The sequence below is a fragment of the Pseudaeromonas pectinilytica genome (genome assembly GCF_054780855.1).
Genome location: NZ_BAAGVN010000179.1, coordinates 1 through 845, shown reverse-complemented (window position 1 = coordinate 845; position 845 = coordinate 1). Strand labels below are relative to the sequence as shown.

Sequence of the window (845 nt, the reverse complement as noted above, 5' to 3'; positions counted from 1 at the left end):
TGAAACCACTCCTGCAGCTTCCCTCGATGTCCGGCCAAGACAACAGACAACAAAAAGGGGCGCCGGATTTACCGTAACGCCCCCTTATGCGCACTAGCCGATGGGGTTACTGCTTAGGTTGGTACTGCTCAACATACTGGCCAGCCACTGTCTGCGCCTCTGCCAATGCCGCTGGCGACAAACTCTTGGCGAAAATGTCGCGATTATTAGCAGCCAGCGCATCCCCATTAGCGGCGGCCACCGCACTCCAGACGTAAGCCAGTTTGTAGTCCTGCGCCACCCCCTCGCCAGTCGAGTACATCAGGCCAAGGTTGTATTGCGCATCGATATGACCCTGCTCGGCCGCCTTGCGGTACCAGGCTGCGGCCTGCTTGTCGTCCTTCACCACCCCTTCGCCGTTGTTGTACATCCAGCCCAGTTGGACTTGCGCCGTGGCATCCCCCTGCTCAGCTAATCCATGCCACTCGGCAACAGTTGGCGTTATCCCTACCCTAGCTGCAAAAGCATTCATCTCATCGATAGTTTTCGCATTATCCAGCTCATCAAGTGGAGCATTGGCACAGCCACTAATCAAAAGTAGCGATGCGCCACAAACACAGGCCAATAGCTTGATAAAAAACGCTGTTTTCATTCCTTGAATATCCCGCTTGAGGTTTTTGCGTATTGTATCATTCGTCATTTAGAGGCTGCTCGACCTGGGGCTTAAAGTGTGAGACCAATGGTTGATTAAATGGCACCAAACCTGTCAAACGATATGCGTCTAACAGGCAATATGTTAAATAGCCGACTTAACCAGGGAAAATCGCGCCCTCGCGCTGGCCAGTCGCGCTACTCTCCGAAAACCG

General features: G+C 53.4%; 1 protein-coding gene. It reads right to left on the bottom strand.

Going from position 1 to position 845, the window contains the following annotated elements:
• Nucleotides 1-106: 106 nt before the first annotated feature.
• Entirely contained in the window at nt 107-631 is a 525-nt protein-coding gene (locus tag ACYVG7_RS10080; RefSeq protein ID WP_460882993.1) for a tetratricopeptide repeat protein, read from the bottom strand.
• Nucleotides 632-845 lie beyond the last annotated feature (214 nt).

Excerpts from the sequence above, each read along its gene's own strand:
- ACYVG7_RS10080 (WP_460882993.1), bottom strand. The coding sequence starts at position 631 with ATGAAAACAGCGTTTTTTATCAAGCTATTGGCCTGTGTTTGTGGCGCA.